Source organism: Paenibacillus sp. AK002, from assembly GCF_053903045.1.
Genome location: NZ_CP096377.1, coordinates 1,513,783 through 1,539,856 on the forward strand (window position 1 = coordinate 1,513,783; position 26,074 = coordinate 1,539,856).

At 52.6% G+C, this 26,074-nt stretch carries 19 protein-coding genes and 1 riboswitch; of the genes, 12 read left to right on the forward strand and 7 right to left on the reverse strand.

Annotated elements, in window-relative coordinates; all coding sequences use genetic code 11:
* Positions 1-98 precede the first annotated feature (98 nt).
* The 6 genes from M1D70_RS06385 to M1D70_RS06410 form a co-directional block, all read right to left on the reverse strand.
* On the reverse strand, positions 99-1,043 hold the full coding sequence (locus M1D70_RS06385; RefSeq protein WP_456289455.1) for an aldose 1-epimerase: 945 nt from the start codon (positions 1,041-1,043) through the stop codon (positions 99-101).
* Positions 1,044-1,086: 43 nt separating this feature from the next.
* Positions 1,087-2,091: a Gfo/Idh/MocA family protein gene (locus M1D70_RS06390; protein WP_456289456.1), complete on the reverse strand. Its 1,005-nt coding sequence runs from the start codon at positions 2,089-2,091 to the stop codon at positions 1,087-1,089.
* Between the two features lie 26 nt (positions 2,092-2,117).
* A complete protein-coding gene (locus tag M1D70_RS06395) occupies positions 2,118-2,957 on the reverse strand; it encodes a carbohydrate ABC transporter permease (RefSeq protein ID WP_456289457.1) in 840 nt (279 codons plus the stop codon).
* Positions 2,954-3,931, reverse strand: coding sequence for a carbohydrate ABC transporter permease (locus M1D70_RS06400; protein WP_456289458.1), 978 nt, complete (start codon positions 3,929-3,931; stop codon positions 2,954-2,956). Before M1D70_RS06400 ends, M1D70_RS06395 begins: the two co-directional genes overlap by 4 nt.
* An 83-nt stretch (positions 3,932-4,014) precedes the next feature.
* Entirely contained in the window at positions 4,015-5,382 is a 1,368-nt protein-coding gene (locus M1D70_RS06405) for an ABC transporter substrate-binding protein (RefSeq protein WP_456289459.1), read from the reverse strand.
* A gap of 358 nt (positions 5,383-5,740) precedes the next feature.
* Positions 5,741-7,972 (reverse strand): helix-turn-helix domain-containing protein, encoded by a 2,232-nt coding sequence (locus M1D70_RS06410; RefSeq protein ID WP_456289460.1) that lies wholly within the window; start codon positions 7,970-7,972, stop codon positions 5,741-5,743.
* 304 nt (positions 7,973-8,276) lie between these two features.
* On the opposite strand from M1D70_RS06410, the gene M1D70_RS06415 reads away from it, so the two are divergent.
* The 11 genes from M1D70_RS06415 (at position 8,277) to M1D70_RS06465 (ending at position 23,232) form a co-directional block, all read left to right on the forward strand.
* On the forward strand, positions 8,277-8,486 hold the full coding sequence (locus tag M1D70_RS06415; protein ID WP_009595353.1) for a hypothetical protein: 210 nt from the start codon (positions 8,277-8,279) through the stop codon (positions 8,484-8,486).
* Positions 8,487-8,722: 236 nt separating this feature from the next.
* On the forward strand, positions 8,723-13,834 hold the full coding sequence (locus tag M1D70_RS06420; protein WP_456289461.1) for a choice-of-anchor I family protein: 5,112 nt from the start codon (positions 8,723-8,725) through the stop codon (positions 13,832-13,834).
* 162 nt (positions 13,835-13,996) lie between these two features.
* On the forward strand, positions 13,997-14,224 hold the full coding sequence (locus M1D70_RS06425; protein WP_456289462.1) for a hypothetical protein: 228 nt from the start codon (positions 13,997-13,999) through the stop codon (positions 14,222-14,224).
* A 234-nt stretch (positions 14,225-14,458) separates the two neighbouring features.
* A riboswitch (FMN riboswitch) is annotated at positions 14,459-14,625 on the forward strand.
* Between the two features lie 133 nt (positions 14,626-14,758).
* Entirely contained in the window at positions 14,759-15,739 is a 981-nt protein-coding gene (locus M1D70_RS06430; protein WP_009595345.1) for a DMT family transporter, read from the forward strand.
* A gap of 210 nt (positions 15,740-15,949) precedes the next feature.
* On the forward strand, positions 15,950-16,492 hold the full coding sequence (locus M1D70_RS06435; RefSeq protein ID WP_009595393.1) for an RNA polymerase sigma factor: 543 nt from the start codon (positions 15,950-15,952) through the stop codon (positions 16,490-16,492).
* Between the two features lie 61 nt (positions 16,493-16,553).
* Positions 16,554-17,555 (forward strand): hypothetical protein, encoded by a 1,002-nt coding sequence (locus M1D70_RS06440; RefSeq protein ID WP_456290397.1) that lies wholly within the window; start codon positions 16,554-16,556, stop codon positions 17,553-17,555.
* Between the two features lie 525 nt (positions 17,556-18,080).
* Complete coding sequence (locus tag M1D70_RS06445; protein ID WP_009595363.1) at positions 18,081-19,046, forward strand: ABC transporter permease; 966 nt, start codon at positions 18,081-18,083, stop codon at positions 19,044-19,046.
* Positions 19,047-19,059: 13 nt separating this feature from the next.
* Entirely contained in the window at positions 19,060-19,932 is an 873-nt protein-coding gene (locus M1D70_RS06450; protein WP_071223638.1) for a carbohydrate ABC transporter permease, read from the forward strand.
* A 47-nt stretch (positions 19,933-19,979) separates the two neighbouring features.
* Positions 19,980-21,605 carry an ABC transporter substrate-binding protein gene (locus tag M1D70_RS06455; RefSeq protein ID WP_456289463.1) on the forward strand — a complete coding sequence of 542 codons (1,626 nt, stop codon included), beginning with the start codon at positions 19,980-19,982 and terminating at the stop codon, positions 21,603-21,605.
* A 92-nt stretch (positions 21,606-21,697) separates the two neighbouring features.
* The gene (locus M1D70_RS06460; protein ID WP_456289464.1) at positions 21,698-22,498 is read left to right on the forward strand and encodes a Nif3-like dinuclear metal center hexameric protein; all 801 of its coding nucleotides are present in this window, start codon (positions 21,698-21,700) and stop codon (positions 22,496-22,498) included.
* Between the two features lie 59 nt (positions 22,499-22,557).
* The gene (locus tag M1D70_RS06465) at positions 22,558-23,232 is read left to right on the forward strand and encodes a GntR family transcriptional regulator (RefSeq protein WP_009595351.1); all 675 of its coding nucleotides are present in this window, start codon (positions 22,558-22,560) and stop codon (positions 23,230-23,232) included.
* Positions 23,233-23,318: 86 nt separating this feature from the next.
* On the opposite strand, the gene M1D70_RS06470 is transcribed toward M1D70_RS06465, so the two are convergent.
* Positions 23,319-24,092: a sporulation protein gene (locus M1D70_RS06470; RefSeq protein ID WP_009595388.1), complete on the reverse strand. Its 774-nt coding sequence runs from the start codon at positions 24,090-24,092 to the stop codon at positions 23,319-23,321.
* A 234-nt stretch (positions 24,093-24,326) separates the two neighbouring features.
* Here M1D70_RS06470 and rlmD point away from each other — a divergent pair, with 234 nt between their 5' ends.
* Positions 24,327-25,925 carry a 23S rRNA (uracil(1939)-C(5))-methyltransferase RlmD gene (rlmD, locus tag M1D70_RS06475; RefSeq protein ID WP_456289465.1) on the forward strand — a complete coding sequence of 533 codons (1,599 nt, stop codon included), beginning with the start codon at positions 24,327-24,329 and terminating at the stop codon, positions 25,923-25,925.
* Positions 25,926-26,074: the final 149 nt, after the last annotated feature.

The window sequence follows — 26,074 nt, forward strand, 5'->3', positions numbered from 1 at the left end:
GGGTGAAGATCAAACGTACAACAAACTGGGGAAAGCGGCCCGTTCAAGGAAACATCCTTGCTAGCGGACCGCTTTCGTGATGGTTTTAGTCGAGGTAATCAGATTTCTTCCACATGGATGGTACAGAACAGCAGGGCGCTCCTGCCGGGCCCCAGCACCTGCATGCCGGTGATTTCCGGATCCATCCCCAGGTTGAAGGCATTGGTAGCGCAAGTATAAGGCTCCGGACATAGATAACCGCTCGCCCCATCGCCATTGTGCAGCACCCACTGCTTGAAGGCGTCATCCGCGCGGTAGGTAACCCGAAGGCCAGCCGCCGGATCCGTCAATACGGCTTCGTTACGGTCTTCCGGCATGGCAAGGAACAAGTCATCGAGCGGGAACTGACTGACGGAAATGCCGTCCCGCAGGCCTCTGCTGCGGAAGTCATGAGCGAGCTCCCCAGTCGGCAGCACCCGGTCGTTAAGGACCCATCGTTTCCCGACAGGCGCCCTCAGCGTGCAGCGCTCCTGATCTTCCGCATCCCCGAAGGGAAAGCGGAAGGTGGTATGATACCCCAGTCCCCATGGAAAAGAGTGTTTGCTTTTGTTGCGGATTTCCGCCGTCTGCCTGAACGAAGCGCCGTCAATGCTCATGCGCAGAAGGATCGTGAACTCATGCGGAAATTGCGACATGACAGCAGGGCGGCCTCTTGAAGAAAACACGGTTTCGATCACGGCCCGATTCCCCTTGGTCCAGCACCGTCCGACTTCCCATGCTTCGTCATGAACAAGTCCGTGCGCATGATTGTGATGCTGCGGCTCGTTGATGCGGAATTGATAGGGGCGTCCTTCAAAGGTAAAGCTGCCGTTCTCGATCCGATTGGGCGGAAATAAGACAGGCATGCCGTATAAAAAGGGTGTCTGCTCATATTCCGTCATGGAGGACGGCGTACGCAGCAATTCGGTGCCTGATGGTTTCCAGCGCAGCGAGATGACTCTGCTCCCCCAGCCCGGAACCACCGTCATGGATAAGCGATCGTTCTCGGCCCTCACTGCAGGCATGTCAAGAAAAGTGCATGATTCAACCGCTGGGCATGCCTCCATGTCACACCTGCTCAACCTGTCCGCTTAAGACGGAGCGATGGATGGCATGCACCAGCTTGGTATTCAGCAGGCCGGCAGCTGCGCCGGATTCCGGCATCGTATCCAGTCGGATATGGTCGACAAAGGAATGGAGCATATAATGGGGCGCCGCGGTATATTGGCCGTTGATCGGCGTACCGAGCGTATGAAGATGACTGTAGACGCTGCCGCCCTTACGGACCATCTGGTCGGATAAGTCGACATACAATGCCCCGTCCTCGCCGATGATCTCGACCTTGAAGTCGTAGATCAGCGGCATCGATTCGGGCAGCACCCAGCTGGTCGTGAATGCTGCATGCGTGCCATCGTCGAAGGAGACGATCGTTTGCATGGAATCGTAGGTGTCGATCCCCATCCCGGCCAATTTCTTCTTCGTCCCTACCGCATAGGCGCTGACCGGCAGAACCCCGCTCTTCAGCCATAAGGCAATATCCGTAGCATGCGGGAATAGAAACCAGCCCGGCGTGGATTCCCCGGCCCATTTCAGCATTTTGGTAGGCACGTAGATGGTGTCATTCAAGCGGGTGTTGATGGTCAGAATATGGCCGATGTCCCCATTTCGGACGGCTTCCTTAACCGCAACAAAAGGAGAATTCCAGCGATTCTCAAATGCGACGAGGCATTTGATGCCCGCTTTCTCTACCGCGGCGTACATTTCCTCGGCCTCCTCGACGGAGGTGGAGAAGGGTTTTTCAACCATGATATGAATGCCTTGCCGTGCCGCGAGCATAACGGGCTTTTTATGCAGGAAATCCGGCGTGGCAATCACGATGGCATCCAAAGCCTCGCTTTCGAGCATATCCTCAACCTGCAAATACCCGGGAACCCCGTATTTCTCCATGCTGGCATTTAAGGTTGTTTCATAAGCGTCGCTGACCGCGGCCAGCTCCGCATAAGGATTTTGGTTGAGGGTATCGGCAAACATGCTGCCGCGAATCCCCATGCCTACGATTCCGAATTTGATCATTGTGACCCCTCCTTGAATGGTTAGCTTTATTTAACGGCTCCGGCGGTCATTCCGCTGACCAGATGCTTTTGCAGCAGCCAGAACGCAATCACGATCGGAAGCGTGGTTATGACGGAGCCCGCCATGAGGTAATCCCAGTTGACGACATACTGTCCTTGAAAGCTGGCGATGCCGACCGACAGCGTCCATTTGTCGTAATCGCTGATGAACGTCTGGGCGAACATAAACTCGTTCCAGCTGGTTAAGAAGGAGAAGATGCCGGTTACCACGAGCCCGGGAAGCGTGAGCGGGAGCAAAATCCGGATAAAGGTTGTGAAGCGGTTAGCCCCGTCAACGCTCGCAGCTTCATCGATGGACTGGGATACGCTGTCGAAGTAGCCCTTCAGCATCCAGGTACAGAACGGTACCGCAAAGGTGGTATAGGCAATGACGAGGCCCAGATGGGAGTTCAGCAGATTGTAATCCTTCATGATCAGGTACAGCGGGATAATGAGCAGCGAGCCGGGGAGCATCTGCGTCAACAAGATGATATATCCGAGCGACATCCGTCCCCGGAAGCCGAACCGGGACATCGCATAGCCGCCAAAGGCGGAGATGATAAGAGAGAATACCGTCGTTAGCAGCGAGACAAACGCCGTATTGCCGAACCATTTCATAAAGTTGGCGCTGTCGTCCGCATGGGGATTCAGCATGCCCTTGTAGCCCTCCCAATGAAGCTCTTGAGGAAGATATGTCAGCGGCGTGCTGTAGATTTCGGCCTGAGGCTTCAACGAAGTCAGGATCATCCATAGAAAAGGGGATACGGCAAACAACGAAATGAGAACGGCGCATGCATAAACGGCGATTTTGCTGATCCCTTTGCTCATGACATTTCACCTGCCTTCGTTGCTTTCATGTACATCACAGTGAATACGATGGAGATCGCCAGCAGGATCATCCCAGCAGCGGAAGCCAAACCGAAGTCAAACGATTTGAACCCTGCCCTGTAGATAAAAATGGTCAGTATTTCGGTTACCCGGCTTGGTCCGCCCCCGGTGAGGACGTAGACGATGCCGAAATCCTTAATGGTCCAAATGATCAGCAGCAGGAAGACGATGACGGATACGGGCTTCAACATCGGGAAGGTAATGCTGAGAAACTGGCGCCATTTCGAGGCACCGTCGATTTCCGCCGCTTCGTACAAGCTTTTGGATATGCTCTGCAGACCGGCGAGCAGCATGATGGCGGCGAACGGGAAGCCCTTCCATACATTGACGAACATGGCTGCCCAGAGCGCGGTTTCGGCTTCGCCGAGGAAAGCGACCGGATTGGACAACAGGTTGAGTTTCAGCAGGAGATCGTTGATCACGCCGAATTGGTAATCATACATCAGAATAAATACGAGACAAGCAACGACTTCAGGGACGGCCCATGGGATGATCACAAGCGCTCTTACAAGCCCACGGCCCTTAAAGGGAATGTTCAGCAGGACGGCCGTACCGATTCCCAGCAGGAAACGCAGAACCACCGTCACGATAATGTATAGAAAGGTAATGCCCAACGATTTCAGGAAATGCCCCGACTGGATGGCGGCAGCATAGTTGTCCAAGCCTACGAAGGGATTGCCTTCGGCAATCGGCTTCGCAACCTTCCAGTACTGCACACTCATGAGCGCCGATTTCAAAATCGGATAGAGGAGTACAATAGCAACGGTAATGGCCAGCGGCGCAATAAATAAATAGGCGGCTGTATTTTTTTTGAAATGCCGTTTTTCCTCCAGCCATAATCGCTTGGCCTTCGAAGCTCTCTTCAACGGCAAGGGAGTTTGCCTGCTTGTCACATCCGTTCGCATTGGATTCATTCCCCCACCTCCTTATGATGTAAGTGCGCTACCCGGCAGTGGAGCCGGGCAGCTTCAATCGTTTAAATGTTTTCGAATGCCTCTTAATGCATCGTGTCTTTCATCTGCTCAGCCGCGCTATCCAGCGCCGTCTTGGCGTCTTTCATGCCAACGAACATCTCCTGCGCGGCATTGATGAGGATTTGGGACAGGGAGCCAAGCTCAGGGATGGGCGGGTCCATCACGGCCGGGGCGTATACATTCTCCTGGAAATCGAAGAATTGGGCAGCCAGCGGATTCTCCGTTTTGTATTCTTCGGATTCGGCGTATTCCTTACTGCTCGGGATCATGCCGGAACCGGCAATAATTTGCTGCGCTTCCCGGGAGGTCATCCATTCAAGGAACTCCCAAGCTTCCTCAGGATGCTTGCTGTCTTTGGAAATCATCGACACGATCGGATAATTGTGCGGGTTCGGTTTATAGGTTTGACCCTCGTATTCGACGGAAGGCTGCGGCATGAGCCCCAGGTCGTCCATTAAAGCTTCATCGCGTTCTTTGGTCATGCCGATAAACCAGGGACCATCCATCATCATGCCGGCCTGACCGTTCCAGAACATCTCGCGGCTGACCTTCTTGTCGCGGGTTCCCGGAGGCGTTGCCTGCGGGTTCTTGATCAGATCCTGCCACCACTCCGCTGCCCAAACGTTTGGTGCGGAATTAACGTTAATCCGGTCGGCCTCGTAAGGTCCAGCTTCGCCGTCCGGGAAGTAAATGCCTCCCGATACGGGACGAGCGAGCAGCCGGTACCATTCCGAGGCGATAAAGGGATGGGTGCCGATGACGCTGGAGAACCCGTATTGTCCGTCTTGAACACCGCCAAGCTGTATGGCGGCTTCTTTGAAATCATCCATCGTTTGAATGGAGGCCGGATCGATTCCGGCGGCTTCGAACATCGATTTGCTGTAGAAAATGCCGGTTGATCCCCATGCGTAATTGGATAAGGCATAATAAGAGCCGTCCACCTTGCTTAGTTCCTGTCCGACAAGCTTGTCCTCAAGTCCGCTCGCTTGAATCTTCTCATCGAGATTCACGAAGGTGCCCCCGCTCTGCAGCGCATTATAGGTGGCGATATTCTCCGGGTATACCTGAACGATGTCGCCCTGCGTACCTGCCAGAATCTCGGTGGTCAGTTTATCCCAGTAATTCTCGTAGTCTGTTCCATGAACTTTGATGGTGACGTTAGGGTGGGTTTCATTGTATTTGGCAATGAGTGCATCGATTGCCTTCTTATGAGGTTCTTCGGCGTATACCGACGTCTCGAACGAGATCGTAATTGGATCGCCGTCGGACGGGGCGTTGCTTGCGGAGGCCGGTTCCTTGCCACCCGAGCAGGCGCTTAATACGGTTGATAACGTAACGGCTGCAGTGATCAGCGCCGTCCATCCCTTTTTCTTTCTGTTTCTGTCTACCATTGCTAGTTCATCCCCTTCTGGTTCTTTGGTTATGGTGGAAAGCGCGGCGAGGCGCCGTTCCTTGCCCTTAATAAAAACACCTGCTGCCAGGCCAGACAACAAACACTTTTCACTTAACAAACCGAAAGGCGAATCCAGTGTCAGTGTAAACGTTACCGCGATGGCAATTTAAATAACACTGGAAAATGTATGTAATATAAATCACAAAAAACTTTTCTCTACCCGGAACTATTTTCTACTTTGCGGCCGATGGGCATGGCTGCGCGGGCAGGCGCCGCTACGGCATAAACGGGAAAAGGCCGAGGGACTATATGATGTCCTTCTCGGCCTTCGTTTGATTTTTAGGTTCTGCGCCGTTTTATTTGCCTTTGCGGTAATCCATCGGGGGGACGCCGGTTATTTTTTTGAAGGTCCTTGCAAATGAAATCGGGCTGCTGTAACCTACCCTCTCCGTAATTTCCTGTACAGACAATGCGCTTTCCGTGAGGAGCCGTTTCGCTTCCTGAATTCGTAAATCAATCAAAAAGTCTACGAATTTCAAGCCGTACTCTTCCTTGAACAATCTGCTCAAATATTTGCCGCTGATCCCGAACTTGTCCTGCAGGTAATCAAGGGATAGTTCCGCCTTTGTATAATGCTTTTCAATATAAGCCTTAACCTCTTGGACGAGGTTTCCCTGGCTTCGCAGATTCCGCTGCGTATCCAGCCGTTCGGCAAATTGCTCCAGAAGCTGAAGCACCATCTGCGTCCAATCCTCCGGCAGGTCGATTTCTTTTTGAACCCGGTCGAGTGCCGGCATCGTTTCTGTTTTCCAGAGCAGGTAGTATTCGTCGTTCATTCCGGAAGCCGTTTTGTTCAGATGGTAGGTCAGGTAATGCAGCACACTGCTTGCGCCCCGGCGCGATATGCCTTCTCCCAGCATGTTCTGAAAGAGCGCCTGCATTTCCGTCTTCCACTTGGCTTCTTGGAGTCGGAAGGCGTCAACGATCCGGTCAACCTTTTGAAAATAATGAAAGCTATGATCCTTCGACAAGGGATCGGACGAATAAGGAATGATCATGGCACTTCGATTGACGGGCTTCGTTTGCAGCGCATCCAATGCCTCATGGTATGAATCATGCAGATTGTCCGGATGCTCGACCGGCTCCCCGAGGCCGACGGATAAGGTGAACGATAAGGCATCGGCAAATCGGCGCTGGCATTCTTCCGCGAAGGAGACTGCCTCGAATGCCAGCTTCTCCGCTTCAGGCGATATGACCAGAATGCAAGCAAGCTGGTGCAAGGATACCCAGAGCAGCTTCACCTCGCAGGCATGATCCGACGCCGCTTCCAGGATGATGGTTTCGATGGCTTTTTGCTGAGTGCCATGCTGCATCTGACCGTAATTTGCGCTCCACTCGGAACGGTGATCCACTTCCAGGACAAAAACCAGCTGCTTGCCAAACAGCACGGGCAGGCCATGCTTGGCCGATTCCTTCTCCCATTCCTTCAAATCGAAGGAGCGCGTCCCTTCCAGCAGCTCGTACACGAAAAAATTTTGCTGAGCCTTCAAATCCTCTTCGAACTGAAGCTGGAACCTTGTGTTCTGATCAATCATGTTTTGCAATTTGGAATTGATGAACGTAAATTCGTTTTTATGGATTTCCTCCGGGGCGTCCTCCTTGGAGGATAGCTGCTGCAGCTGGTTGACCAGGCGCTGAATGGGCCTGTAATTTTGCAGCGTCACGTAGACGATCCAGGCGACCGAAACGGCACAGAGAAGCAAACCGGCAATAAACCATATATTCGATAGGCTGATGATGAAATTGAAGGTATCCGCTCCCTGAACGCTGCTAACGATGCGCCAGCCCGTATAGTCGGAATTCGCTTCCGACTGAAGGGCGCCGTTGCTGGTTCCGCCCCTGCTGACTGAAGTCTCCGATTTTGCCATATCGAACACGCTGTTCCCTTGCGTATCATATAGGCTTAGTATGCGGGAAGACGGATCGTGCATTTGAAGAAGCATTCCCTGCAGGGCGTCAGCGCTTACATTAACGACGATTAACCCATGATGCTTGGAGAAGATGGAAACGCTGCGCGTCAATGAGACGACAGGGACCCCTTTGTCGGACGGAAGCTCCTTGTACAGCCTGGTATCCGACCAATGGCTGTTGGGTGCTTCCAGCTTGGAGCGGATGAAGGCGTTATCGGCATATTGATCCAAGGAATAGCTTGTGCTTTCATTGAGGACTTGATTATGATCCGCTTGAACCATGTAAATGGAATGAATCAGTGGATTGGTCATTTTTAAATCGCGCAATAGATTCATCACGTCCACCTGAAGGGGCAGATCCTTTTCCGTGCTTCTGGAGAAAAAGGAGATGACCTTTCGATTGCGCAGCATCTCAAGTGAAATTTTCTGATCCAGAGAAGACAACGACGTATCGATCATCAGCATCGCTTGCTGGGTTACGAAAGCATTGGAACGCTCGGCATCCTTTCGGTTGCTTTCGCTCAATGATTGGAAAAAGACGAAAAATAAAAAGGCGGGGACGATCAGAAAAGCAGGGATATACAGCATAAGCATCCGCGTAAACCAGTTACGATTCATGTTGGTTCCTCTTTCCTAGGCAAACATAAATGATATGCACACGTTATGGCCTTCGAATAGTCATGAATAGATCTTCGGCTGTTATTCTTGTGAAGTGTTTGTGTTACAAATAGCAATTCTTTATGTTAGTTTATCAGACATCATGTCGATTTGACTACAATATTGTCGGAAATGTGACAAGGCAACATGAAGTATGGTGAATTTTTCCATTAAACGTGATAAAATTCAAGAAACGTGTTCAACCGAAGACTTGCGTTGTATATCCGACATACTAATCGATAGAAAATGGAGGAGGACGCAGCCAATGGAGCCAAAGACAACTTTCAGCGATATTCCCAAAGGGTTCGCGGCGTGGTTTTTTAAGCAGAGGCGCAGATATACGTCAAACAAGAAGATCGAATGGATGGTTGAGCGGCTGTTCCAAGGTCTTCTTATCGTTTGGGGGATCATTCTCATTCGGTGGTTCATCCTGATCACGGTTGCAACGATGCGGCATTTCGGGGTTTTTGATTGAAGTGTGAGATGATCCGAGGCTGGCGCATGTTATAAGCAGGATTCCAGAATACATATGAAAGAAAAGAATAAGCAAGCCACCAGCTCGAATGCAGCTGCTGCTCTGGGAAGCCCGACTTGGAGGTCGAGGCTTTTTTTTGTTGCTTGGCAGCCATTTTACATAAACCGCGACTGATATTGAGCATCCGTTAACACTTCCTCCTTACACTTGAATGTAAATAAGGTAGAAGAGGGGATATGGAGTTGAAGCATAAAAGCATGAAAGTAGTCTCGCTGTTGATGGCAGCGGAAATCACGATGGCCTCTCTGTTTTCGGGGGGCAGCGTGTATGCTGGCGAGGGGCAGGAATTGCTCCAGACCGCCAGTATGGAGACGACATCACAAGATGCAGCTATAGCTGCCGTGGATTTGGGCATTACCGATATGATCTTTCCGGATGCATATGCGGATGAGCCGTATGCGGTCACCGTAGATGTATATGGCGGACAAGCGCCGTATACGTTCTCGGCGACAGGTTTACCGGCAGGCTTGACCCTCGCTTCTGATACGGGAGCCATTTCAGGTACGCCTGCGGCTGGGCAAGAGGGCGAGCATACGGTTGAGGTAACGGTGCAGGATAGTGCAGCCTTACCTGCTACGGCCCAATCGGTTGTGAAATTGCAAATTTTGGGCAAGCGTCCAACACCTGTGGCCGACAAGCTGGCCATGAAGATGATCGGACATTATTCCGTAGGTACTTCCAACAAGGATGGCGGCGTAGCGGAGATTGTAAAATACAACAAAGATAACGGGAAGCTCTATTTGGTTAACGGATCGACCCAGCCGGCCAGCCTCGAAATCGTGTCTCTAGGCGCCGATGGCAGCTTGGTTAAGGACAAGCAGATCCATGTAGAAGATATGGCGAACACGGGCGGTTTCCTGTATGGAGACTTGACCAGCGTGGATATCAACACCAAGACGAAGCAGGTCGCGGTTGCCGTTCAGGAGCGGGATCATACGAAAGCCGGCAAGGTCCTGGTGCTCGACTATGACGGCGGCTTGATCGGATCTTATGAAACCGGCGTTCAGCCGGATATGGTCAAGTACACGTCCGATGGCCGTTATATCCTGACGGCGGATGAAGGCGAGCCCCGCACGGAGACCGCCCCGGATCCGGAAGGAAGCATCACGATTATCGATGCTTTGGCTGGCGAAGTAAGCCATTTGAAGTTCGATGACCCGTCGATCATTGACGATCGGGTGCATATTCGCGGGAATGTGGAAGCAGACGGTCAAATTCGCAGCGCCGGAACGAAAAACGATGCCGTCCATGATCTGGAGCCCGAATACATCGCATTGTCGGAGGACGAGCTGACAGCGTACGTGGCCCTGCAGGAAAACAATGCGATAGCCGTGGTCGATATCGCCTCGAAGCGAATTCAATCGGTCCGGGGACTCGGATATAAGGATTTCAATCAATCGGAGAATCAGCTCGATTTGCTGAAGGATGGGCAAATCAAGTTTGAGAATGTTCCTTTTTACGGCATGTACATGCCGGACGGAATTGCGACCTACAGCGTGAACGGGCAGCAGTTTATCCTGTCCGCGAACGAAGGGGACGCTACCGGCTGGGATGACCGAAGCAACGAAAGCGACATCGGCAAAATGAAATCCAATCTGGATCCATCGTCGCCGGCAGCCCAATTCCTGGCTGGCAAAGGGACAACCTATGACAAGGTTGAAGTTGCGAGCGATATGGGCAATGAAGGGCTGTATCTGTACGGGGGGCGTTCCTTCTCCATCTGGAATGCGGCGGATTTGTCCCAGGCATACGACAGCGGCAGTGATTTCGAGAAGATTACGGCCGAGCGCTTGCCGAATCATTTCAATGCAAGCAATGACAAAACCGATCTGGACAGCCGCAGCGCCAAGAAAGGCCCGGAGCCGGAATATGTTGCCGTGGGCAAGGTCGGACAGAAGACGCTGGCTTTTGTCGGACTGGAGCGCATTGGCGGCGTCATGACCTATGACGTAACGGATCCAGCCGCTCCGGCGTTCCTGAACTACTTCAACTCGCGGGATTTCAACGGAGGCATCCAATCGGATTCCGGACCGGAGGGACTGGACTTTATTCCGGCTTCGGACAGCCCAACAGGACGTCCGCTGCTGCTGGTTGCGAATGAAGTTAGCGGAACGGTGGTGCTGCTGGAGCTTCAAGTGACCAAAATTACGGTGGATAAGCCTTCGCTCACGTTGAAAACGGGCGGGTCCCCGGAACCATTGCAAGCAAACGTTGAGCCGGTTCAAGGCGGATCGGCCGAGCTGGCCTGGAGTTCCACCGACGAAACGGTAGCCGCCGTGGACCAGAACGGCCTGGTTACGCCGGTATCCGCAGGTCAAGCCGTGATTACCGTCCTGAGCAAGGATGGCTACGGTTCGGCGGAAGTGTCGGTTAACGTAACGGACGGTTCGCCGGATGGAGAACCGTGGAAGTTAACAGTGATGCATACCAACGATACCCATGCGCATCTGGCGGAAGTGGCCAGACGGGCTACGCTGGTTCATGAGATCCGCAGCGAAGGCGGAAACAGCCTGCTGCTGGATGCTGGGGACGTCTTTTCCGGCGATCTGTATTTCACCAAATGGTTTGGGCTGGCTGATCTGGCCTTCATGAACTATATGGGTTATGACGCGATGACGTTCGGTAATCATGAATTCGATCAAGGCACCAAGACGCTTGCTGATTTCGTGAGCAAGGCACATTTCCCGCTCGTCAGCGCGAACGTGGATCTTAGCCGCGACGCTAACATTTCACATCTGATTAACAAGCCGGCGGTTATCGATACCGATCAGCCCAAGACAACCGCAAATAGCGGGGTATACCCATACGTGACACTGCAGGTTGACGGCCAGAAGGTCGGGGTGTTCGGCTTAACGACCGAAGATACCGCGGAAACCTCCAGCCCTGGTAAAGACGTGGTCTTCCGCGATGCGGTGACCTCGGCTCAGGCTACCGTTGAGGCGATGGAGAAGGAGGGGCTAGACAAGATCATCGCCCTCTCCCACCTGGGGTACGCTAAAGATCTGGCGCTGGCCGAAGCCGTCGAAGGCATCGACCTCATCGTCGGAGGTCATACCCATACGACGCTAAACGCGCCGGAAGTGGTGACGGACAGTCAGCATCATACCCCTACCGTCATCGTTCAAGCGAATGAATGGGGCAAGTTCCTCGGCCGGGTAGATCTGCAGTTTGATAAAAACGGCGTTGTTCTCGTGGGAGACGGCGAACTTGGCGGGAAGCTGATTCCGGTAGACAACACGGTCCAGGAAGACACGCAAGCGAAGGACATGCTGGCTCCTTACAAAGCGGAATTGGAAGAACTGATGAAGCAGGTTATCGGCATTGCCGGAGTCGAGCTTGACGGCAAACGCGAGAATGTCCGCTCCAAGGAGACGAACCTGGGCAATCTGATTGCCGACGGCATGCTGGCTAAAGCCAAAGAGCTGAAAAACGCCGATATTGCCCTCACGAATGGCGGAGGCATCCGCGCCGCGATTGATGAAGGTGATATTACGATGGGCGAGCTGCGTACGGTGATGCCTTTCGGAAATACGCTGTTTGTTATGGACGTCACCGGACAGCAGCTGAAAGACGGGCTGGAAAACGGAATAAGCGGTGCCAAACTGGCGGATCTGCCAGGGAAGTTCCCGCAAATCGCCGGGGTGAAATTCAAGTGGGATCCTAGCGCACCGGCAGGAGATAAAGTGTTCGACGTACAGATCATGAAGGACGGAAGCTACAAACCTCTGGTATTGACCGAAACGTACCGAATGGCAACGAACAGCTTTGTCGCCAAGGGCGGAGATGGTTATAAATCTTTTGCCGATGCGATTGCCGAAGGGAAATACAACGAGGATCTGGGTTACCCGGATTATGAAATTTTCATGGAATATGTGAACAAGCTGGGCGGTAAGGTATCGCCGAAGGTCGAGGGCCGAATTACGGAGCAGAAGAAGCCGGCGAATCCTGGCGACGGCTCTTCTCCTGGATCAGGATCAGGCGGGTCGGGGGGCGGTTCCGTAATGCCGCCGACAACGCAGCCTAATCCTCCTGCTACTGGCGGAAATGCATCCGAGCCAAACGTGATGACAGGCAGCAATTTGAATATTAGTGCTGCTGCAAGCGGAACGATGGACCGCATTACGGTAAAGGAAGAGGCGTGGAAAAAGGCCGTGACCGGCTTGTCCGCGAACGGGCAGCAGGAACTGATTATTCGGGCTCCTGAATTGAACCGTGCCGCGGAGCTGTCGCTTCCGGCAGCAGGCTTGAAGCAGGCCATGGAACGGAATCCGAATGCAACCCTGGTGCTGGAGACCGCACTCGGAGCCATCCGTCTTCCGATAACGGCACTGCCTCTGGATGAAGCTCTGGAGCCTGCACAGGGGTCCGGCGGCATCCAGGTGAAGGTGTCGGTGGCTCCGGCAGCAGGCAAGGTAGCGGATGCTATGACAAGCAAGGCCTCTTCCATGGGCGCCTCGTTGGCAGCGAATGGAGGACTGCGGTTCGGCGCAGCGGTTGGAGCGCCTGGCGCAGAGCAGGAACTGAAGGATTTCGGGAAGCGCGTCATCAGCCGTATCATGCCGCTGCCGGCTGGGATGAACCCGGATTCGGTTGCTGCCGTCATTTATGACGAAGCTGCGGGTACTTTCCGGTTTGTACCGGCCGTAAGGACGACATGGAACGGTAAAGCAGCGATTGAAGTCAAGCATGCTGGAAACGGCGTTTATGCGCTGCTGCAGTACAAGAAGACGTTTGCGGATCTTGACGGCCACTGGGCGCAATCGGAAATCGAATCCATGGCTTCCAAGCTGCTCGTGAACGGAGTCAACGCGGACTCCTATGCACCGGGCAAGGCGATCACGCGAGCTGAATTTACGGCCATGCTCGTCCGTGCGATGGGGCTCAGCCCGGTCATCGAGAGCGGTGCATTCAAGGATGTTCAGGATCATTCCGCGTATGCCGGCGAGATCGGCGCAGCCTCGCGCTACGGCTTAATCGAAGGCGGAAACGGCGGTGCCTTCTCGCCGAATGCCAGCATGACCCGAGCGGAAATGGCTGTAATGATCACCCGGGCCATGGAGGCGGTGAATCCGGCAGACCTATCCAACCAGGGCGCGAATGCCGCTGCCGGATTCAAGGATCAGGCATCCATTCCGGTTTGGGCGGCCGCCCATGTGGCCAGTCTTACTAAGCAAGGCATCGTGCAGGGTGACAACCAAGGCAATTTCGGAGCACTCGATTCGGTCACACGAGCGCAAGCAGCACTTGTGCTGAAGCGTACTTTGGCAGCGTTGAAGTTTATGAACTGATCGAAGCAGGATAGCATTTCATGCGATTAGACCGTCCTTAAGGTGGATTGAAACCTTAAGGGCGGTCTTTTTGCGTACTCAGGCAGATGGCGACCGGTTAAAGTGAAGTGCTCAGGCTTCCGAGACCTTTAATAAGGGATGGAAATAACGACCTGATAACGATTGGATAAGGATGTGAGTTCATGCGCATTGAATCCGAATATACATATTGCAAGCAAAGTATTGCTGAGTGAGACGAAGCAATCGGAGGAAACAGCTGCAGAAAGTGCTTCTCGGTTGTTATCTAAGCCTCTTGGGGGCGGAATGAGCCTTAATACCGAGGAAGCGCTGGGCCTGCTGAATCTTCAAGCAGGAGTGGCTGCTATTCAAGCCGGAAGGTATTTAAGATAGGCGCAAGGAAATGGTAAAAAATCATGCTGGTAACAAATTGATACTTGCTGTATAATTTTCAGTAAGTCTTGGTTGAACGTGAGATTTTTCATTGTGTTCATGTGTAATTTCGTTTATTTTGAAAATAGATGTATTTACATGAAAGGATTCATGTTATAATTTCAATACATCAACTAAGCTTATAGGAATTATCGGTCAATCGGTTTAATGGCAAGACCAAAATAAAACATGAATATGGATCTTCGGGGTAAGGTGAAATTCCTGACCGGCGGTGATGGCTCTGTTCCTTCGCGAACGAGCCTCAGCCCGCGACTCGCTGCGTTCAGTTTGCAACATGAATGAGCGACTGACTTGGTGCAATTCCAAGGCCGACGGTAAAGTCCGGATGGGAGAAGATCAAAGATGAGTTTGCCGTGAATGCGAAAAATTCCATTGGCGCAGGCTTATTTGATCAGCCCCCGTATATGTCGGCCATGCCGATGACGGGGGCTTTCTGCTAGTAAGACCTCCGTATTCAAGACAGGAGAGGGCAAGATGAGTAATATGAATACCGGGATCAAGGTGAAACCTTATGGTTCCGACGCACAGGCAAGTCGACGTTTTAAAGGAGGGTTCTGGCTCGTTGTTTTGGGGGCCGCCCTGTGGGGCGTTGACCCGTTATTTCGGGTTATTCTGCTCAAGAATCTGACTTCGGCTCAGATCGTTTTGCTTGAACATATCATTATTTCCTTGATTGCAATTCCTGTATTGTGGAAGAACCGGGAGGAACTAAAGAGCCTTGGCTGGAATCATGTCGGCGCGCTGCTGTTTATATCCTGGGGCGGTTCGGCACTGGCTACCGTATTGTTCACGATGGGGCTGTCGAGCGGCAATCTGAATGCCGTCCTGCTGCTGCAGAAGCTGCAGCCGCTGTTTGCCATCATTCTGGCCAGCCTGCTTCTGAAAGAGAAGCTTCCGCGCCATTTCGGGATCCTGCTTATCATCGCCTTAGCAGGCACGTATTTGCTCACCTTCGGCTTAACCCTGCCGATCGGCCATTGGAACGAGTTTGTTCAAGTCGGGAGCCTCCTGTCCTTAGGCGCTGCAGCCTTATGGGGCGGCTCAACGGTCATGGGTCGCTTGATGGTAGGCAAACTGAAGTACGAGACGGTAACCTCGCTGCGGTTTGTGCTTGCGCTGCCGCTCCTGACCGTCATTACTTGGAGCGAAGGGGCAGCTTGGAATATGCCGGCATGGGGCACAGGCGCCTTTGCCTTGGTGTCGCTCAACCTGATCGGGCAGGCACTGCTGCCGGGTCTCCTGAGCCTGCTGGTTTATTATAAAGGGTTAACCACGACCAAAGCCTCTGTGGCTACACTCGCGGAACTGAGTTTTCCCATGGTGGGCGTGCTGATCAACTGGATTGTATTCCAGCAAATCGTGACAGGGCCTCAGCTCCTTGGATTCCTGCTGATCTGGATCGTGCTGTTCATCATATCGAGACAGCAATCCGAGGCTTCTCCGCAATTGCAATAAAATCATACGTTTGTAGAACAAGCCGATCCGATGGGGTTGGCTTTTTTTGCCGTTACCCCAAGCAAAGCTGCTCCGATCCGTTTGCTTGGCGAAACGATTATTTTTTCAAAAGATGTGTAGGGTTTCCGGAATTAAAGGTGTCTTATATAGTAGCACGGGATCTGTGGCTTGGTTCTACCAAAAGAGATGATTATAAAGGGGGGAGGATCCATGGAGGATCAGACATTGCTGGATGGGCTTGCGAGGAAAGATCCGCGATGTTTTGAAACATTGGTTGACCGCTATTCACGCTACATAGCCGCGGTGGTCGCTAAGGTGGCAGGTGGGCGGTTTAATTCCTTCGATGTGGAGGAAATCACCGGGGACGTGCTGGTCAAGCTGTGGACAGACGGGCCCAAAATCATGCTGCGCGGAGATAGTCTCAAGCCTTATCTGGCCATAGCCGCGCGTAATCATACCTTGAATGCATTGCGAAAAAGGCAGCGGGTCATTGAATCCGAATTGGAAGATGACGCCGTTTCTTGTCCCTCTGCGGAGGCACTGGCTATTCTACGGCAGGAGAAGGAAACGATAAGCGGCATGGTACAGGGGATGGGCGAACCGGATCGCGAAATATTCATCCGCAGGTACTTCTATTTAGAGAAAGTCCGCGATATTGCAAGCCGGCTGAATATGCAGGAGAAAGCCGTCACCGCCCGGATCCGCCGGGCAAGGGACAAACTGCGCATCCATTATGAAACCGAGAATCCGTAGGATTTCTATAAAGACCGTGTCTATAGGAGTGAAGCTTCAAATCGATTGCGAAAGGGGATGGATGCAAGTGAAGCGGCGAATTGTAGATATCATGGCCAATATCGACAATCAGGAGCTGGAGGACCTCCTCCTTACGGAGGAAGAGGAACGCGAGTTGACGCAGCAGATCAGTATGGAACGGATCAAGAACCGAGCGATGAACCGTATTCAAGAGGAGGAAACGATGGTGTTTAAAAACAGGAAAGTGAAAAAATATAAAGCCAGTATCGTTATCGCTGCCGCGATGATTATGATACTTAGCACGACCGCTTTTGCGAGCCAATACATGGATAGCTTGAAGCAATTTTTCGGTCAGTCCGCGTCCATTGCGGAAGACGAACGGTCACCCATACAAGGGACGGATACAGCGTCCGGGGTAATCATGAATGTTGAAGAAGGAGTTTATGTCGGCAACAGCGGTTATTTGGTGGTCAGTTTCATGAAAGAGGATGGCATGCCATTCCCCGAGGGTGTTTCGATCCCCCTACTTGAACTGAAAACGGAGCAGAATGTGAATTATATGGTGGGGCAGCAGCTTCTTGACGATAACAAAAAGCTTGTCGCCGTGTTTGAGATGGATGCGATGAATGACCTCGAGGGGCTGAAGGCACGGATCACAGCCGATCGAATCACGTCAGGCGACAACACCCAAGCCGTTGAGGGCCCTTGGAATGTGCAATTCACCATTTCTCCGGGCAAACAAAGAGAACAAAGTCTGAATCTGGCGCTTGATGAGGGTAAGGAAGCACTGTCTCTCCACACCATTAGTGTTTCATCCATCGGTGTAGCCATCGAAGGCAAGCGTACCGACGGTGAGCTGGATAAACTGCCGGAATATACGCCGGAGGTTAAGGTCATCGCCGCGGACGGATCGGAACTGAAGCTTCATGCCAGCTCGACAAGCACCACAAAGAGCGGGTTTCAGTGGCTGTATAATCTGGACAGCAAGAATAACCTCGTATTTCTGGGGGATATGGACATCAAAAGCGTCAGCATTGACGGCAACGTGACGGAGCTGAAATAAATATAAAGCCGGCATGGGGAAACCTCAAGGGGCGGAAGCGAAGGCTTCCGCCTCTTATGCATGATGAATACCTAAGCAGAAAGGGATCCTTAAAACCGTGACGCAGCAGGCCATGGCCTGAATGCGCTCACGGCTTTTTTTTCAGGCTTGGGATCGGGATTGTATCCACGAGAAAAAAATGTATTGAAATTGAAGAAAACGTCCATTACAATAAAACCAACTACCATACTAGTTATACTAGTATACAAAATAACGACTCTCTACATAGGTGAAAGCAGCAGCGGAATCTTTTGAATCTAACGCTCAAGATGAGGGAGTCTATTTTTTCAAATCAATTATGTAAGCGCTTAATTGTGGGAGGGGGCTGAATAAAAGGGTGGCGGACATCCTGCTGAACGCTGAATAGCAGCAAACGGAATGCGATTTCTCATTGAAGGTTGAATGGAGATGGATGATGAAACATGGGCTTAGTCCATGAATGAAGAAGTATGAGGAAAGGCCCTACGGATTGGAGTGAAGAACGTAATGGAGCCCAAAGTTGCAAATCATTCCTTGCCTGCCGCGAAAGCGGCTAAGAAGCCAGCCAAGCTTAAAACCATCGCTGCGTTGATCCGGAAGGATTGGCAGCTGTATTCTTTATTGGTTCTACCGATTATGTATCTGCTCATTTTTAAATACGGACCGATGATCGGCAACGTGATTGCCTTCAGGCGGTTTATGCCGGGGGGCAGCATCTACGGGGAAAAGTGGGTAGGACTGCACTATTTCAACATGTTTATCCATGACCCGGCGTTCTGGAACGTGTTCAAGAACACCCTGCTGCTCGGTGCGCTGTCCCTGCTCTTTACGTTCCCGGTCCCCATCATCTTCGCGCTGCTGCTGAATGAGGTGAAGAGCAAGCGGTTCAAGAAATTCGTCCAGACGGCTTCGTATCTCCCGCATTTTCTGTCCATCGTCATCGTTGCCGGGATGATTCTGCAATTGACGTCGGTCAACGGCTCCATTAACTCGCTCATGGAGTTCTTTAATGGGGAACGAATCAATTTCATGCAGCGGGCCGAGTGGTTTCGGGCGATCTATATCTCGTCTGAAATCTGGCAGGGCATGGGCTGGGGCGCGATCCTGTATCTGGCCGCCTTAACGACAATAGACGAATCCCTGTACGAGGCGGCGAGGATCGACGGGGCCAACCGCTGGAAGCAAACGCTGTTTGTTACGATTCCGGGCATCCTGCCAACGATTGTGACGCTGCTGATCCTGAACATGGGGGCATTCTTAGCGGTAGGGTTCGAGAAAATATTGCTGCTCTACAATCCGGTCATTTATGAAACGGCGGACGTGATATCGACATACCTGTACCGGGTCGGTCTCGTATCGAACAACTTCAGTTACGCGACGGCGATCGGGCTGTTCGAGTCCGTGATCGGGCTTATATTGGTCTTCTCCGTGAATGCGATCTCGCGAAGACTGACGGATCGAAGCTTATGGTGAGGAGGGAGCGCATATGAAGGAGTCAAGATCCTATAAGGTGTTCAAAGTGTGCAATGCCATCATTCTGCTGTTCGTTGTCTTCATCACGCTGTACCCCTTCCTGAACGTGGTCGCTCAATCCTTCAGCGGCGAGTCGTACATCAACTCGGGGAAGGTGAATCTGATTCCGAGGGGCTTCAATCTCGATACCTACAAAACCGTGACCAAAGACGCCATGTTCTGGACGAATTACAAAAACACGGTCGTTTACAGCGTGGTCGGCACCGCCATATCCATGTTTTTAACAACGATTTTTGCTTACGCCCTGTCCAAAAAAAGGCTGGTCGGCCGTAAGTTCCTGACGATGTTTGCCGTGTTCACGATGTTCTTCAACGGGGGGCTGATCCCGAACTATGTGCTCATTAACAGCCTGGGCTTCAGCAACTCCATCTGGGCCATCGTGATCCCGGGAGCCATCAGCATCTATAACATGCTCATCATGAAGTCCTTTTTTGAAAATATGCCGGAGGAACTGGAGGAAGCCGCGGCCATTGACGGACTGAACACGTACGGCATGCTGTTCCGAATCGTGCTCCCCTTAAGCAAAGCGGTCATCGCGACCATGGTTCTCTTCTATGCCGTCGGGCACTGGAACTCCTGGTTTCCGGCCTTCCTGTATCTGGACCAGAAGGAGCTCTTCCCGGTCACGATCTATCTGCGGAACATGATTGCGGGCGCGACGGGCGTTACTTCCGCTGGCGCCACCTCGGCCGATAACCTGACTCAGATCTCCGCCAACATCAAATCGGTGACCATGGTGCTGACCATTTTGCCGATATTGACGATTTACCCGTTTGTTCAGCGATATTTCGTGACCGGCATCATGCTGGGCTCCGTCAAGCAATAGGACCATCCGTAAGGACAATTTGTTGATATCATGGGGGGAATGGGAAAATGAAAAAGAGTCGTCGATCGTTTGCAGGCAAAGCTTTATTGCTGTCATTAATCGTTGTGATATTGGCGGCGTGTACCGACAAAACAGGCGGCAAAGAGGCTGAAATTCAGGATAAGGGTGCCATGGAAACCTACGCCGTAGGCGAAACGTTCAAGGCGACGGAGCCGTTTGAGCTGTCCATCCTCTACAGCGACCAGCCGGCGTATCCTTATAAGCAGGACTGGATGCTTTTTGCTAAACTAAAAGAAATGACAAACGTGACCTTGAAGCCGACAATCGTGCCGATGAGCGATTACAGCCAAAAGCGCAGTCTGCTGATCAGCTCCGGCGACGCGCCGCTGGTCATTCCGAAGACATACCCGGGGGAGGAATCCGCGTTCGTGGCTTCCGGCGCGATTCTGCCGATCAGCGATTATATTGACCTGATGCCGAACTTTAAGGACAAGATCGAGAAGTGGGACATGGACAGCGAGCTGGAAGGGCTTCGCCAGGAGGACAAAAAGTATTATGTGCTTCCTGGCCTCCATGAAGCGGTGTGGCCGGACTACACCCTGATCGTGCGCACGGATATTTTCGAGAAGCATAACATCGCGATTCCTGCCACCTGGGATGAGCTGTATACGGCCATGAAGCAGCTGAAGGAGGAATATCCGGACGTTACGCCATTCTCCGACCGCTTTAAATTCAACAGTACGTTGAATATCGCCGCTACCGGCTTCGGCACCAAAGGCGGATGGGGCTACGGCAGCGGGCTGACATATAGGGAAGAGCAGGATGAGTTTGTATACACGGCGGCTACGGACGAATACAAGGAAATGCTGACCTACTTCCACAAGCTGGTGGACGAAGGACTGCTGGACAAAGAGAGCTTTACCCAGGATGACGATCAGGCCGTGCAAAAATTCGTGACCGGCAAATCCTTCATCATCAACGGCAACTCCCAGACCGTGGTCCAGCACCGCAACGATATGGACAAAACGCTGGGCGAAGGCAAGTATGCCATCAGCAAAATCACGGTTCCCGGCGGACCGGCCGGCCAGCTGATGTCCGGCAGCCGGCTCGAGAACGGGGTCATGATCTCATCCAAAGTGAAGGAGAGCGAGCATTTCAAAGCCATTCTGCAGTTTATCGACTGGCTCTATTACAGCGACGAAGGACAGGAATTCGCGAAGTGGGGCGTCGAAGGCGTAACGTATACGAAGGAAGGCGGCGTACGCAAGCTGATGGACGACATCAACTACAACGGACTGAATCCAAAGGGCACGAAGGATCTGCGGATCGAGCACGGCTTCTCGGGCGGCGTGTTTGCATACGGAGGCACGACCGAGCTGCTGCAATCCATGTTCAGCGAGGAAGAGCAGCAGTTCCAGAAGAGCATGAGCGAAACAAAAACGGTGGTGAAGCCGGAGCCTCCGATTCCATACTCGGTAGAAGAGCGCGAGCGAGTGACGCTCTTGAGCACGCCGCTGAAGGACTACACGGATCAGAACACGCTGAAGTTCATTCTGGGCGACCGCGATCTCGCCGAGTACGACAAGTTCGTGCAAGAGCTGGATAGCCAGGGCGTGGGGCAATACCTGGAGATTGCGAATAAAACGTATAAAAAATATAAAGAGCAACAATAACCGACGGATCGACAGGCTGCCGTTTCTTGATGGAAGGGCAGCCTGTTTTTCGGTTCGGCCGATTGCGTTGTTTCCAAGGAGGGCATTCCAGATTGCGAGTCACCGTTCAAGACATCGTCAACCGCTTAACAGAGCCCGCAGGATTTCTTGAATCCAAGGTGGACAGGGTTACGGCGGGAAGCGCCGAAGCGGTGGTCCACGGCATTGCCGTCACGTTTGCGGCATCGTATTCGGTTCTGCAGAGAGCGGTCGAAGTTGGGGCCAACCTTGTCATTACCCATGAAGGGGCGTTTTACAGCCATCAGGAGGAGGGATATGAGGGGGTGGAGGCGAGTCCTGTCTTTCAGGATAAACTCCGCTTGATGGAATCCGGGGAGTTGACGATTTACCGGTTCCATGATGCGCCTCACCGATACGTTCCCGATATCATGATGCAAGGACTGGTTCAGGCGCTGGATTGGGAGGCTTATGTCGATAAGCATCTTAAGGCAGCGGCCATTGTCACGCTGCCGGAAGAGATGAGCCTGCCGGATATTGCGGAGTTTGTAAAAAGAAAGCTGAATCTTCCTTACCTTCGTTATGTCGGTAATCGAAGCAGCACATGCTTCAGAATCGGCATAACCGTGGGCTATCGCGGCGGCGGCGCGCATGCCATTCCCCTCTGCCTGAAGGAGTCGCTGGATCTTCTCATCGTAGGGGAAGGCCCTGAATGGGAGACGCCTGAATACATGGGCGATGCGGCTGCGCAGGGCAGGGGCCCGTCCCTGCTTCTGCTTGGCCATGCTGCTAGCGAGGAGCCCGGCATGGCCTGCGTGGCCGATAGGCTGCGGGAGTTTTTTCCGGCGATTCCTATACATTATATACCGTCCGGGCCTTTGATTCGGGTAATATAGAGGGAAGGGCAACTTTAAGCAAAGAGAACATAGAGCATTTAAGAAAGAGGTAGCGATATATGTCAACAGAGCAAAAGATTAAAGGCTCTACCAGAGAGTATTCTTATCAGCTATTGAAGGATCGGATATTTCATCTGGAGCTGGAGCCGGGTACGAAAATCTCGGAAAAAGAAATTGCGGATGAATTGAACGTCAGCCGGACACCGGTCCGGGAAGCGTTCATGAAGCTTGCGGAGGAAGAGCTGCTGGACATCATTCCGCAAAGCGGGACGATCGTATCCCGTATTAATCTTCGGCATGTTGAGGAAGGCCGATTTATCAGGGAGAAGATCGAGAAGGAAATCGTGGCGCTCGCCTGCGGTTCTTTTCCCGAAGAGTTCCGCTTTCGCCTGGAAACCAATATTGCGCTGCAGGACGTGTGCGCGGGCAACCATAACTTCTATAAGCTGTTTGAGCTGGACGAGGAATTCCACCAAATTCTGTTTGAGGGGACGGGCAAAGAACGGACCTGGAAGATGCTGCAGCAATTGAACATCCATTTCAATCGTCTGCGGCTGCTTCGCCTGTCCAAGGACTTCAACTGGGAGAATATCATCTCGCAGCATAAAGAAATGTATCAGCTGATCGTCAATCGGCAGGCGGAGCAAGCCATGAACGTGATGGAGCGTCATCTGCGCCTCGTCGTTGTGGAGCAGGATATTTTGCGAGAGAAGTATCCGCATTATTTCATCTAAGGGATCGATATACATTCATCATTCAAAAATAATGGCCCGCTGGGAGAGTCGCCTGGGAAGCGACCTGCCCTGCGGGCCATTTTTCATTAGATCGATCTGCGGATGACACGGTCCAGAATTTGGGCCACGTGGGATGGTCCCTGGGCCAGATCCTGCTTGTCGAGGGTTACCCAGGAGTGCTGTTCATCCATATCGAGCGAACGCTGGAGCCAGCCTGAAACGCCTCTGCCTCTACGGTCGACTTCGACCAGGATGGAAATCCCCTCCTGCTCCGGATAGAGAATCAATTCAAGCTCTTTGATATGACCGGCATAGGAGGAGCCGGGATAAAATTCAATTTCCTGCACGAATGGAACACCCTGGCCGAGCCGCGGATGATATTCGCATGTTGCTATTTTGAAGCTGAAGCCAAGCGCTTCGACGGCGTCGAAGACAATGGATGCGTCCTCGTTCGGTTCGACGTCGATGAAATCGCGGTCCTTCGGATCGATGGCATTATCGATATCGAGTCCGGTGTGGATCCATACCGGCTGCCGCGAAATGGTGAGCGGCGTTTCCAGCGGCAAAGGAAAGGCGAACGGAATTTCCTGCTGATCGCCAGGCTTCAACGTGAGGCGGCTTGAGACGTTGACTTTTGCAATGGTATAGGATTCTATGTATTTCTTGTCGTCGCTTTCCCTGGTATATTCCGTCATCAGTTTCAAATAGATGCGGTCGACCGTCTGCTCTACATTGCCTCCCTTAATGTGAATGATTCCGCGTACTTCCTCACCCGGATAATAGGAGGATTTTTCGAGGTGCGTATCGATCTGGGCGGCTCCAATTCCTACACTGGCTAGCATTTTGTTAAAAAACGACATAAAAGATACCTCCATAAGAGAATGTATGATAATGGAATTATACGCTGGAGGATCGTCACTGGTTTCCATATCGAAAAAATATTTTTTGCGGTTTTTTGCGGAGTAAAGATGTTGGTGCCAATGAAGCGAAAGAATCCCCGTATGACACCGGAAAAAAGTACATGGCTCGTTCGCATTCGCGGGACCGTCATGGTATATTGGACACGATACCATTAAGGATGGAGCAATTAAGGCATGAGTGAACAACGGCGTTCCGGAAAAGGAACCAACAACAGCAAATCAGCGGCATACGGGAAGAAGCAGGGCGAGCGGACTGCAGCGAACCAAGCAGGGGCAAAGCCGACCTTTCAACGTGACCGTATGAAGAACAGCAATTCGTCGTCGGCATCCCCGCATGCGAAGGGGAGACGAGCGGATCAATATAAGCAAGAGGTACGCGGACCGAAGCTGTCATCCGGACGCGAGCATGCGGATGAGCTGCAGGCCGGGGACGTGATAGTCGTTACGATCAAACGCCTCGGCATTAACGGCGAGGGAGTGGGTTACTACCGCCGCAAGGCGGTGTTTATCGATGGAGCGATCACGAATGAAGTGGTCAAAGCCGAGGTGAGGGAGGTTCAGCCTAAATTTATCAAGGCCCAGCTGCTGGAAGTGGAGAAGCGGTCGCCTCACCGGATAGAGCCTCCTTGCCCGGTATTCGGCATCTGCGGCGGATGCCAAATTCAGCATATTTCCTATGAGGGACAGCTGCAGGCGAAGACGGATATCGTGCGCGAGGCGTTCAGCCGGTACGCGGGATTGGACGATGTCAAGTTTAAGCCGATTCTCGGGATGGAGCATCCATGGGACTACCGGAACAAAGCGCAGCTGCAGCTGAAACGGAGGGGCCATGAAGTGATAGCAGGGCTCTATGAAGCGGACAGCCATACGATTGTGGATATCAGCGGCTGCCCGATTCAGCATCCGAAGGTCAATGAAACGGTGGAGAAGGTCAAATCCGTACTCGAGGAATTGCGGATTCCGCTTTATAAGGAGAATGGTGCCAAGGATGGCGTGCGGACGATCGTAGTCCGTCACGGCTTCCAATCCGGGGAAGTGCAGGTGACGCTGATCACGGCTGGAAGCAAGCTGCCAAGGCAGGACGATCTCGTTCGTATGCTGCGCCTTACCATTCCGGAGGTAAGCGGAATTTCACTCAATATCAATCCGAAGAAAACCTCGCTCATCTTCGGAGACCGGACAATCTCGCTATGGGGCGCCGAGAGCATGCAGGAATCGCTGAGCGACCTGCAATTCTCGCTGTCGCCGAGAGCGTTCTTCCAGCTGAATCCGCAGCAGACGGTCAAGCTGTACGAGTCGGTCCGGGCGGCAGCGGGGCTGACCGGGAAGGAAACCGTCATCGACGCCTACTGCGGCACTGGCACGATCGGTCTGTGGCTTGCGCCGTATGCCAAGGAGGTGCGCGGAATCGAGACGATTCCCGAAGCCGTCGAGGACGCCAAGGCGAATGCGCAGCGGAACGGAAGGGTTAACGCCAGCTTCCACGTCGGCCAAGCCGAAGAGCTGCTGCCACGCTGGGTCAAGGAGGGCATGAAGCCGGACGTCATCATTGCGGACCCGCCGCGCACTGGCCTGGACCCACGCTTCCTGGAAACGGTGCTCCGCACCAAGCCGAAGCGGTTTGTATACGTATCCTGCAACCCTTCGACCTTAGCCAAAGACTGCAAGGTGCTTCTGGACGGCGGCTACGAGCTTGAATGGGCGCAGCCGGTCGATATGTTCCCGCAAACCAGCCATGTGGAGGCAGTCTTATTGATGAAGCTGAAATCATAGAAGCCATATGATGGCTTCATGTAAGCGAGTTTCCATTTTCGCTCTGGTCGACAACGCCCCCTTTCTATGATATGGTAGCAAGTAATTAGGCATTTCGTTCCCGTGGAACGAGGTGCCTTCTCGCATATATAAAAGGTTTTTACATTAAA